Source organism: Pigmentiphaga sp., assembly GCF_019689535.1.
Taxonomy (GTDB): Bacteria; Pseudomonadota; Gammaproteobacteria; order Burkholderiales; family Burkholderiaceae_B; genus Pigmentiphaga.
The window spans coordinates 1-10,587 of sequence record NZ_JADGHH010000118.1; the positions used below are offsets into that span (position 1 = coordinate 1).

General features: G+C 66.5%; 11 protein-coding genes and 1 tRNA gene. 10 read left to right on the forward strand and 2 right to left on the reverse strand.

The genetic code is table 11. The features are described from left to right. Positions 1-714 (forward strand): IclR family transcriptional regulator C-terminal domain-containing protein (locus IRZ12_RS11275; protein ID WP_296468417.1); only part of this gene is annotated, 714 nt, incomplete at its 5' end. Here IRZ12_RS11275 and mutY read toward each other — a convergent pair. Then, positions 711-1,790: an A/G-specific adenine glycosylase gene (gene mutY / locus IRZ12_RS11280; protein WP_296468419.1), complete on the reverse strand. Its 1,080-nt coding sequence runs from the start codon at positions 1,788-1,790 to the stop codon at positions 711-713. The genes IRZ12_RS11275 and mutY overlap by 4 nt on opposite strands. A gap of 21 nt (positions 1,791-1,811) precedes the next feature. Next, positions 1,812-2,633 carry a bifunctional DNA-formamidopyrimidine glycosylase/DNA-(apurinic or apyrimidinic site) lyase gene (gene mutM, locus IRZ12_RS11285; protein WP_296468421.1) on the reverse strand — a complete coding sequence of 274 codons (822 nt, stop codon included), beginning with the start codon at positions 2,631-2,633 and terminating at the stop codon, positions 1,812-1,814. Between the two features lie 176 nt (positions 2,634-2,809). On the opposite strand from mutM, the gene IRZ12_RS11290 reads away from it, so the two are divergent. The 9 genes from IRZ12_RS11290 to IRZ12_RS11330 all read left to right on the forward strand — a co-directional run bounded on the left by IRZ12_RS11290 (position 2,810) and on the right by IRZ12_RS11330 (position 10,502). After that, positions 2,810-4,609, forward strand: a complete 1,800-nt coding sequence (locus tag IRZ12_RS11290; protein WP_296468423.1) for a tetratricopeptide repeat protein — start codon at positions 2,810-2,812, stop codon at positions 4,607-4,609. After that, positions 4,606-5,199 carry an outer membrane lipoprotein LolB gene (locus IRZ12_RS11295; protein ID WP_296468424.1) on the forward strand — a complete coding sequence of 198 codons (594 nt, stop codon included), beginning with the start codon at positions 4,606-4,608 and terminating at the stop codon, positions 5,197-5,199. Before IRZ12_RS11290 ends, IRZ12_RS11295 begins: the two co-directional genes overlap by 4 nt. After that, entirely contained in the window at positions 5,196-6,089 is an 894-nt protein-coding gene (gene ispE, locus IRZ12_RS11300) for a 4-(cytidine 5'-diphospho)-2-C-methyl-D-erythritol kinase (protein ID WP_296468426.1), read from the forward strand. The genes IRZ12_RS11295 and ispE overlap by 4 nt, the downstream gene beginning before the upstream one ends. Before the next feature lie 80 nt (positions 6,090-6,169). Continuing rightward, positions 6,170-6,246 (forward strand) — tRNA-Gln (locus IRZ12_RS11305). Between the two features lie 120 nt (positions 6,247-6,366). Beyond that, complete coding sequence (locus IRZ12_RS11310; RefSeq protein ID WP_296468428.1) at positions 6,367-7,317, forward strand: ribose-phosphate pyrophosphokinase; 951 nt, start codon at positions 6,367-6,369, stop codon at positions 7,315-7,317. Positions 7,318-7,457: 140 nt separating this feature from the next. Continuing rightward, positions 7,458-8,048 carry a 50S ribosomal protein L25/general stress protein Ctc gene (locus IRZ12_RS11315; RefSeq protein ID WP_296468430.1) on the forward strand — a complete coding sequence of 197 codons (591 nt, stop codon included), beginning with the start codon at positions 7,458-7,460 and terminating at the stop codon, positions 8,046-8,048. A gap of 218 nt (positions 8,049-8,266) precedes the next feature. Further along, entirely contained in the window at positions 8,267-8,860 is a 594-nt protein-coding gene (gene pth / locus IRZ12_RS11320) for an aminoacyl-tRNA hydrolase (protein WP_296468432.1), read from the forward strand. Next, a complete protein-coding gene (locus IRZ12_RS11325; protein ID WP_296468435.1) occupies positions 8,853-9,674 on the forward strand; it encodes a CPBP family glutamic-type intramembrane protease in 822 nt (273 codons plus the stop codon). The genes pth and IRZ12_RS11325 overlap by 8 nt, the downstream gene beginning before the upstream one ends. A 30-nt stretch (positions 9,675-9,704) precedes the next feature. Further along, entirely contained in the window at positions 9,705-10,502 is a 798-nt protein-coding gene (locus tag IRZ12_RS11330) for an SDR family oxidoreductase (protein WP_296468436.1), read from the forward strand. The last annotated feature ends 85 nt before the right edge of the window (positions 10,503-10,587 follow it).

A 10,587-nucleotide genomic window follows, 5' to 3' on the forward strand; every position in this document is an offset into this window, starting at 1 on the left:
GTCATGGCGCGCCTCGGCTATACCCGCTCCACGGCCTATCGCTACGTCAAGGAGTTGTGCGACGCCGGACTGCTGGCACCTTCTTCGGGTGGGATGTACGCGCTTGGGCCGCGCATCGTCGAACTCGAGCGGCTGTTGGTGATGACCGACCCGCTCTACCTTGCCGGATGCCAGGTGCTGCCTGCCATGCGCCGGCCCGACAGCGTACTGCTCTTGCACAACCTCTACCGGGACAAGGTGCTGTGCATTTACAAGGAAGGGCCGGACACGCTCGAACACAAAGGTGAGCGCATCCCCGTGCGCCGCTCGCGCGGAACGGCATTCCCGCTCTTTCGCGGTGCCGCTTCGCTGGCGATGCTGGCCTTCTTTACGCCGCATCGCATACGCCAGACGTACCTGCGCAGCGCCGAGGAGATCGCCAAGGCCGGCTTGGGCCGCACCTGGGATGAGTTCCGCCACACCATGGCGGCGATACGGCGCAGCGGTTACGCGACCAGCCGGAGCCAGATCTCCCCCAACCTGGCGGGCGTCGCGGTACCCATCTTCCTGCCCGGGGAAAAGAAAGTGATCGGCAGCCTGGCGCGTGCGTTTCCCGGCGAGCTGCTGGGCTCCGAAATCGAGCGCGAGTGCCTGCATGACCTATCCGCGGCCGCAGACTCGATCGCACAGGCGTTCGTCGAGGCCGGGCGGGACGGCGCGGGGAGCGGTCGCTAGAACAACCCACCCCGTCGGTACAAGCCTTGCAGCAGTTTCTTGACTGGCGCCGGCAGCGCCGCGCCGGCCAGGTCGGACGTCGGCAGCCAGATCCGGGGAGGCTCACCGGCGTCATCCTTCAGCCTCACCGGGCCCGCCTTGACGTGCCAAGGCACGACGTGCAGCTTGAAATGCGTGAAGGCGTGCGAGAAGGCTGGCAGGCGCACGATCTCGATCGGGCCGACGCCGAGCGCACGGCACGCGGTGTCGGCATCGCCGTCGTCGAACTCGGGCAGGCTCCACAGGCCGCCCCAGATTCCGGGGGCGGGGCGGCGCTGTACCAAGACTTCGCCGGCCTTTTCGATCACCAGCATCTGGGTGTACCGCTCCGGCGAGGCTTTGCGCACCCTAGGGGTGGGTAATTCGTGTTGCCGCGCCTCACGAAGCGCGACGCAGGTATCTCGCACGGGGCACTGGCCGCAATTCGGGTCGCCGCGGGTACAGACGGTGGCGCCGAGGTCCATCAGGCCTTGGGTGTAGCGGCGCATTTCGTCCGCTGCATCGGGGCCGTCGGGCGGCAGCTCGCCCTGGGCGATGCCCCACATCCGCTGTTCCACGGCGCGCGTGGTTGGGTCGCCTTCGATCCCGAAGTGCCGGGCGAATACGCGTTTGACGTTGCCGTCGAGGATGGGGCTGCGTTCCCCGTAGGCGAAGGCTGCGATGGCTGCGGCGGTAGACCGGCCGATGCCGGGCAGTGTCTCGATCTGCGCCGCCGTGGGCGGAAAACGTCCGTTCCAGTCTGCCATGATGCGACGCGCGCAGGCGTGCAGGTTGCGCGCCCGCGTGTAGTAGCCGAGGCCAGCCCACAGTGCCATGACCGTCCCTTCGTCCGCGGCGGCGAGGTCCGCGACGGTGGGGAACCGGGCCAGGAAGCGTTCGTAATAGGGAATGACGGTGGCGACCTGGGTTTGTTGGAGCATGATCTCCGACAGCCAGATTCGGTAAGGGTCGTGCGTGTTCTGCCAGGGAAGGGTATTGCGCCCGTGGGCGCGCTGCCATTCGGCTACCCGTCGCGCAAAGGGCGGGATCGTTTTCATGCTTCGGTTCGCGGGGTCGGGCTAGCGCTGGCACCGGGGGCAGTAATAGGTGGCCCGTTGCCCTTGCACCAGCCGTCGGATGGGGGTTGTGCACGCGCGGCAGGGTTGTCCGGCGCGGTCGTAGACGCGAGCATCGATCTGGAAGTAGCCCGATTCCCCTTGGGCGCCCACGTAATCGCGCAGCGAACTGCCGCCAGCTCGCAGGGCGTCTTCCAGCGTTGCCCGCACGGCGGCCGCCAGTTTCTCATAACGGGCGGCCGAGATGCGTCGCGCGGGGGTGTTGGGATGGATGCCAGCCCGGAACAGGCTCTCGGAGGCGTAGATGTTGCCCACCCCCACGACGATGTCTCCCATGAGCAGGGCTTGCTTGATGGAGGCACTGCGGCGCCGCGTGTGGCGGAATAGCCAGCTCCCGTCGAAGCGTGGGTCGAATGGTTCTATTCCCAGGTTTGCCAGCAGGGGATGTTCTTCGACGGGACCGGACTCGGCGGGATGCCACAGCACGGCGCCGAAGCGCCGCGGGTCGTGCAGGCGCAGGACTGCATGATCGAACACCCAGTCGACGTGATCGTGCTTGCGCGGCGGCTCGGCCGGGGGCACGTGTCGCAACGAGCCTGACATGCCCAGGTGGACGATGAGCCAGCCGTGCTCGAATTGCACCAGGAGATATTTGCCGCGGCGCCCCGTGGATAGAATCGTGCGTCCTTCCAGCAGCGCCGGGAGGTGGTCGGGAATCGGCCAGCGCAGCCGGGGCTCTCGTACGACGAGCCGGCGCAGCACGTGGCCTTCTACCGTGGGCGCGATGCCCCGGCGGGTGGTTTCGACTTCGGGAAGCTCGGGCATGGTGGTTGCTGCAACGCGCGGTGAACTGTCGGCGCGGCCGGCAGTCCGATGAATAAAGCCTATGAACCGGCGTATCCGCGCCGCCCGCCGCCAGGGCCGCGTAACGTGTGGCGACAATCGCAGTGCTAACATCTCCAAATATGGACGGCGTCGGCGATACGCCAAGGAATTGTGCCATGTTGTTTAACGCTCATCGTTTGAAGCTGGCGGCTGCATGCATGGGGCTCGCGGCGGCAGCCTCGGTCGCGGTGGCGCAGACCGACGCTCCCGCTTCGAACGAGCTGTTGGTTCCGGGCTTGCACATCTCGCCGCTCAGTGCCCGCTCCATCGGGCCCAAGGCACTGCCCGACGTCGATCTGTCGGCCGAAATCCTATTCCAGGTCCTGGCCTCGGAAATCGCCGCGCAGCGCGGCGCGTTCGGCCCTGCCACGAGTACCTCCCTCGAACTGGCGCGCAATACCCGCGACCCCCGGCTCGCCCGGCGGGCGGTGGAGTTCGCGCTGGCCGGCGGTGACCTCATGCGCGCGCTCGAGGCCGCCCAAACCTGGGCGGAGCTGGACCCTGCCGATGTCGAGGCGCGCCAGACCGCGCTCTCGCTCGCGGCGGCGGCCGGCCGCGTGGAAGGGATGGGTTCGGCGCTGCGCGCACGGATATCCGACGCGCAGGACAAGGCGACAGCCATCGCCGAGGCCCGCCGCGTGGTCGCCCGCTTGGAAGACAAGCGCCGTGCTTTGGAGATTCTCGAGGAAGCGCTGGTCGACGTGCGCAACCTGCCGGAGGCCCATATTGCCCTGGCGCGCGTTGCGGCCGCTGCCGGGGACAACGCCCGCGCATTGCGCGAGGCCCTGGCTGCCCTCGAGGCCCGGCCTGATTCCGAGGCGGCCGCCATGCTGGCGCTCCAAATGGGCATAGAAAGCGAGCCCGAGCGGGCCGTCGCACGCGCCCGCGCGTTCATCGCCACGCACGGCGAGTCGCGCAACCTGCGCATCATGCTGGCGCGCGCGCTCGCGTCGCTGAAGGACTACGACGGCGCCCGCTCGGAGCTGCAGGCGCTTGCCCGCGCCAACCCCGAGGACTTCGAAGTCCTGTACATGCAGGGCGTGCTGGCCTACCAGACCCAGCGCCTTTCGGAGGCCGACGAATACCTTAGGCAGTATCTCGACATCCATGAACAGCGAGTGAGTGGCGGCAGGAGGCGGGCGCCCCTGCCCGAAGCCGACAATGCGCTCTTCCTGCGGGTGCAGATCGCCGAGGATGAGAAGCGCTACGACGATGCGTTCAACCTGCTGGACAAGATCGACGATCCCGAGGCCGCCATCCCGGCGCGCTTGCGCCAAGCGGTGCTGCGGGGCAAGCAGGGCAGGGTGGACGAGGCGCGCAAGATCCTGGCCTTGATCGATCCGCGCAGCGTGCGGGAAGGCACGCAGGTGGCCCTGACCGAGGCCCAGATCCTGCGGTCGGCCGGCCAGCGGGACGAGGCGGTCAGGGTCCTGGAGGCGGCCAACGAGCGCTACCCCGATACGCCGGACCTGCTCTACGACCTCGCCATGCTGTACGAGCAGCAGAACCGGATCGACGAAATGGAGAGCCGGCTGCGCCGCGTCATTGCCATCAAGCCCGACCACGCCCATGCCTATAACGCGCTCGGCTATTCGCTCGCGGACCGCAACATCCGCCTGGCCGAGGCCAAGCGGCTGATCGAGCGGGCGCTGAACCTGGCGCCCGACGATCCTTTCATCATGGACAGCATGGGCTGGGTCTATTACCGGCTGGGCGACAACGCGCGGGCCTTGTCTTACCTCGAGCGTGCTTACCGGCTGCGTCCGGACGCCGAGATTGCCGTGCACCTGGGCGAGGTGCTCTGGGCAACGGGCGAGCAGGAGCGGGCCAGGCAGCTGTGGCGCGAAGCCCAGGCCAAGGATCCGTCCAATGCCGTGCTGAAAGGCACGCTCGTGCGTCTCGACGTAACGCTGTGATCCGTTGCGTACGCCTCGGCCGGGCTGTGGCCGCCGCCGGTTTCGTTGCCTTGCTGGCCGCGTGCGCCGCGCCGGCCCCGATCCAGGCCCCGCCGGGCGCGGAAACGCGCGAGGCGCTGTCGCGCGTGGGTCGATTTGCGCTGCGCGTCGAGGAAGCTGGGGGCAAGCAGCATGCCGTCCAAGGCGGCTTCGCGTGGCGCGACGACGGCAGCCGCCTTGCCCTTGACCTGGTGTCTCCGCTCGGCGCGACGCTCGCGCGGGTCGAAGCCGGTCCCGGCGAAGCGGTGCTGCGCGAATCCAATGGGAGAGAGACGCGGGCCGGGGATCCGGATGCGCTCGTCGGCATCGTGCTCGGCAACGACATACCCGTCTCGGGGCTGCGCGATTGGCTGCGCGGCCGGGTGGCGCCGCGGGTGGCGGCCAATGTGGCCCGCCGCGACGAGCTGGGCCGTCCGTTGGTTTTCGAGCAGGCCGGTTGGCACGTCACCGCGCAGCAATACGATGCGCTTGGGCCCACGCGGTTGCACATGGCGCGCCAGGAAGGCGGCCAGGAGGTCGACCTGCGCCTCGTCATCAGCCCTGACCCATGATCACTGAACTGCGCAACATTCCTGCTCCCGCGAAACTCAACCTGTTCCTGCACGTGGTCGGCCGGCGCGCCGACGGATATCACCTCCTGCAGACTGTGTTCCGTTTCATCGACTTGCAAGACACCCTGCACCTGCGCGTCCGGAGCGACGGCCGCATCGTTCGCGTGCGGGACTTGCCCGGCGTGCCGCCTGAGGCCGACCTGACGGTGCGGGCGGCGCGGGCGCTTCAGCAGGCCACTGGCTGCGCGCTCGGCGTCGACATCGAACTAGAAAAACGCATTCCGGCGGGTGGTGGCCTGGGCGGGGGGTCGAGCGATGCGGCCTCGGTGCTGCTCGGCCTGAACCGATTGTGGAATACCGGCCTGAGTCGCCAGCAACTGATGCGGCTCGCGCTACCGTTGGGCGCCGATGTGCCGGTGTTCGTGTTCGGCCGCAACGCTTTTGCCGAGGGCATAGGCGAGGAGTTGACCCCCATCGAGCTGCCGCCTCGCTGGTATGTAGTGGTCCAGCCCGATGCGAGTGTGCCGACTGCCGACGTTTTTCGTGCACCCGAATTGACAAGAAATTCTCCACGCGTCAAAATAGCGGACTTTCCTCGGGGCACATTTGATGGTGCCTTCAGGAACGATCTGGAACCCGTCGTTTTTGCGCGATTTTCGGAAGTCGGGCGAGTCGCGACGGAGCTTTCCCAGGCGCTCGAAGGTGCTCGGGTCAGGATGTCCGGGTCGGGCTCGTGCCTATTTGTCGAATGCGACACGCAGGCGCAGGCCGATAGCGCTGCGTGTAAAATCGCCGCTAAAATGCAGAGTCAGCCCAGCGGGCTGCCGGCGTTGAGAGTCAACCAGGCGTGTGCCGGGCTCGATGCGCATCCGCTGCTGGACTGGGCCTGAACGGCCATCCGCGAGAACGTTCTTGCAGCAGAGCGTTCCAAAGTTTCGATGCTCACGCAGTTCCTGCGGGAGTAACGAGTTGGGGAGTCGCCAAGTTGGTTAAGGCACCGGATTTTGATTCCGGCATTCGAGGGTTCGAATCCTTCCTCCCCAGCCAACGTCTTTGACCTAAAGCTGTTGATGCCTGTCAGCGAGTTTGCAGGATCAACAGCTTTGTTGTTTTGTCGATCGGCTCCGGTTACAGGTCACCCGGGCCACAGCCACGGGCACATGCGTCATGGCGCAAGAAAGCTTCATGATATTCACGGGGACTGCCAACCCCAAGCTGGCGGCGGACGTCGCCAGCCATCTCGGCATACCACTGGGCAAAATGAGCGTCGGCCGGTTCTCCGACGGCGAGGTCATGGTGGAAATCAACGAGAACGTCCGTGGCAAGGATGTCTTCGTGCTCCAGCCCACCTGTGCGCCCACCAATGACAACCTGATGGAAATCATGGTCATGGTCGACGCCCTGCGGCGGGCTTCCGCCGGCCGCATCACCGCCGCCATGCCGTATTTCGGCTATGCCCGCCAGGATCGCCGCCCCCGTTCGGCGCGCGTGGCGATTTCCGCCAAGGTCGTGGCCAACATGCTGCAGGTCGTCGGCGTGGACCGCATCCTGACCATGGACCTGCACGCCGACCAGATCCAGGGCTTCTTCGACATCCCGGTCGACAACATCTACGCCGCGCCCATCCTCCTTAGCGACATCTGGAAGCGCAACCTATCGAACCTGATGGTGGTTTCGCCCGACGTGGGCGGCGTGGTCCGCGCCCGCGCGCTGGCCAAGCGCCTCGAGGTGGACCTGGCCATCATCGACAAGCGCCGTCCGCGCGCCAACGTGTCTGAAGTGATGAACATCATCGGCGACGTCGAAGGCCGCACCTGCATCATCATGGACGACATGGTCGACACCGCCGGCACCCTGTGCAAGGCGGCGCAGGTCTTGAAGCAGCGCGGTGCCGTGGCCGTATACGCGTACTGCACGCACGCCGTGTTGTCGGGCGGCGCAGTGGGGCGCATCGCCGAGTCTGACCTCGATGAACTGGTGGTGACCGACACCATTCCCGCCAGCGAGGAAGTCAAGGCGTGCAGCCGCATCCGCCAGCTGTCGTGTGCCGCGCTGATCGGCGAAACGATGCTGCGCATTTCGCGGGCCGACTCGGTCAGCTCGCTGTTCGTGGAATAAATTCTGCTTTCGCGCCTTGCCGGGTGCAAGGCGCGTAGGCGAGCCGGCAGCGCTGGTCGCGGCGCTGCCGGACGGAGCGCGATGGTCGCGTTCCGTACATCGAGCGGGGGCATGTCGCCCGCCGCATTTTGGAGAAAACCATGCAATTCAACGCCACTTCGCGTAGCGTCCAGGGTTCGAGTGCGAGCCGCCGCCTGCGCCGCGCTGGCCGTGTTCCCGCCATCGTTTACGGCGGCGACGCAGCCCCCCAGTCGATCGAACTTGACCATAACGAGATCTTCCATGCCCTGCGCAAGGAAGAGTTCCACTCTTCCATCCTGAACATGCAGCTCGACGGCAAGAGCACCCAGGTGCTGCTGCGCGCCGTTCAATGGCACCCCTACAAGCCCCAGGTGCTGCATGTGGACTTCCAGCGCGTCGCCGCCGGCCAGGCCCTGCACACCAAGGTACCGCTGCACTTCATCAACGCTGAGGTTTCGCCTGCCGTCAAGCTGAGCGGCGCGATCGTCAACCACGTGTTGACTGAAATCGAAGTCAACTGCCTGCCGAACGACCTGCCCCAGTTCATCGAAGTCGACCTGGGCAACCTCGTCGCCGGCGGTTCGGTCCACGTGTCCGACCTCAAGGCGCCCAAGGGCGTGACGTTCGCCGTCGCGGGCGATGTGGTGGTTGCCACTGCCATCGCCAAGGGTGGTGCAGCGGAAGACGCGGCAGCCGCCGAAGAGAAGTAAAGACGCCAGGCGCGGGTGCCGGGGCCCCCGGTGCGCCCACGCGCCCAGTTCGTTGGAACAGAACCCCGATCCGTATCACGGTCGGGGTTTTTTCATGGGCCACGCTTCCTACGGGCCTCGACGCGCGGTCACGGGCTAAGATATCAGGCGCTTTGCGTCGCGCATCGCGCCCTGCCCTTGGGTGGCCGAGGCCAGCCGTTAATCCAAGTCGTTCTTCCATGTCCGAACCCATACGTCTCATCGTCGGCCTGGGCAACCCCGGTCCTGATTACGAACGCACCCGGCACAATGCGGGATTCTGGCTGTTGGACCAGATTGCAGACGATCTGCGCGTCTCGTTCGCAAACGAAAAGCCGTTCTTCGGCCATGTGGCCAAGGCGCGCGTCAATGGAGACATGGTGCTGCTGCTCAAGCCCATGACCTACATGAACCGTTCGGGGCAGGCTGTCGGCGCACTGGCGCGTTTCTACAAGCTGGCGCCGGAGCAAATCTTGGTCGCGCATGACGAACTCGACCTGCTTCCGGGCCAGGCCAAGCTCAAGCAGGGAGGCAGCCACGCGGGCCACAATGGCCTGAAAGACATCCAGGCCGCATTGGGCTCGCCGGCCTTTTGGCGGTTGAGGATAGGCATCGGGCACCCTCGCTCGCTGGGGCTGGCACAGCAGGTGGCGGACTTCGTGCTGCACCCGCCCCGCAAGGACGAACAGGTCCGCATCGAAGAAACCGTCGACCGTGCCCGCGCCGTCGTTCCCGACATTCTCCAAGGGCGGTTCGAGTCGGCGATGAAGCAGCTGCACAGCGGCAATGCCTGACATGCGCGGGCCCCGTTCCTCGCTGAATGCCGCCTCGGCGGGGGAACGGCCGCGCTTTCGGGAAGAGTTCGCCGACTTCCTGGCTTTCGTCAAGCGACCCCGGCTTGCGCCGCGCATGCGGCGAGGCGCCTACAGCTACCGCCGCCTCTGCCAGGGCAAGCCGCGTTACGCATCGCTGGAGTGGCTGGGTGGCGCGGCAGCCCCACGTTTTTTCTGCTGGCTGCTGGTGCTTTGGGGGATCAACCTCTTGCTGTTGGGACCGTTGGCGGCGTCGGTCGCTACCGCCTCGGGTGCGCAGCGCCGGCTCGACGTCTTGCACTTGTCGTGGTTCCACGTCGTGGTGTGGGCGCCGGTGATCGAAGAAATGGTGTTTCGCTTCGGTTTGCGACGCCCCGCGGCGGCGGTTTGGCTCCTCCCGGTCATGATAGCCGCCATGCTGATGCGGCCCAGCTTTGCCGCAGCCGTGAGCGTTGCATTGGCCTGCGGGGGGATCGCCGGCGTGCTGGCGTGGCGTCGATACCGCTGGCCGCGGCGTTGGCTGCGCCGTTACCGGAACGCGTTCCCCGTCATCTTCCATGTCGCCACGCTGGCGTTCGCGTTGCTCCACCTTTTCAATTTCCGGCTCGGCAGCACTGCTTGGGCATGGCTGCCGCTGCTCGTGCTGCCCCAATGGGCGACCGGCCTGGTACTGGGGTGGATGCGCGTTCGCTTTGGTATCGGTGCGTCCATCATCCTCCATGCCTGTTTCAATGCGGGACCGATGGCGCTGCTCTGGTTCTTGCAAACCTACGCGCCCGGCGCGCTGGACGGATAATGAGATGCCCCCCAACTTTCGAGGACCCCAATGAAGTCTGCTCCCGTGCTCACGTTCGACGGCGCCATCGTGATGGTGACCGGTGCCAGCAAAGGCATAGGATTCGCTTGCGCGCGTGCATTCGCCCGGTCTGGCGCGACGGTCGCCGGCGTCTCCCGTAGCCACGAAAACCTGGAGGCCGCCCGGGCCGCGCTGCAGTCCGAAGGCCTGGACATGCACACCATCGCGGCCGACCTGGGCGACGAAGCGGCCGCCTTGGAAGCCGTGCGGCGGGTGGAGGATGAGGTCGGCGCCATCTCCGTCCTGGTCAACTCCGCCGGTGCCGCGCGACGTTACGCGCTCGATCAACTCGGCGGTGCCGCCTTTCGGGCGGCCATGGACGCCAAGTACTTCAGCTACATGCATGTCATCGATGCGGTGGCGCGCAGGATGGCAATGCGTCAACGGGGCAGCATCGTCAATGTGATCGGCCAGGGCGGCAAGTCTCCCAGCCCGTTCCACATCGCTGGCGGCGCCGCCAATGCCGCGCTGATGTTGGCAACCGTCGGATACGCACGCGCCTATGCGCGACAAGGGGTGCGCTTCAATGCGATCAACCCCGGCCTGACGCGCACGGGACGCGTTGAGAGCGGCATCGCCGTCGAGGCGGAGTCGAGCGGGCGTTCCAGGGAAGAAGTCCTTGCCGACCACATTGCGGGGATTCCCATGGGCCGGCTGGCCGAACCCGAAGAGGTGGCCAACGTGGCCTTGTTCCTCGCGTCTGACCTTGCCAGCTATGTGTCGGGCGCGGTCATTCCGATGGACGGCTGCGCGGCGGCGTTCATTTGATCGGTTACGGCTTGGGGGTGACCCGGACCGCACGGTCGGGGGGGCTTACGCGGGCAAGCGCGGCGGGCACGCCATGGGGGCGCCG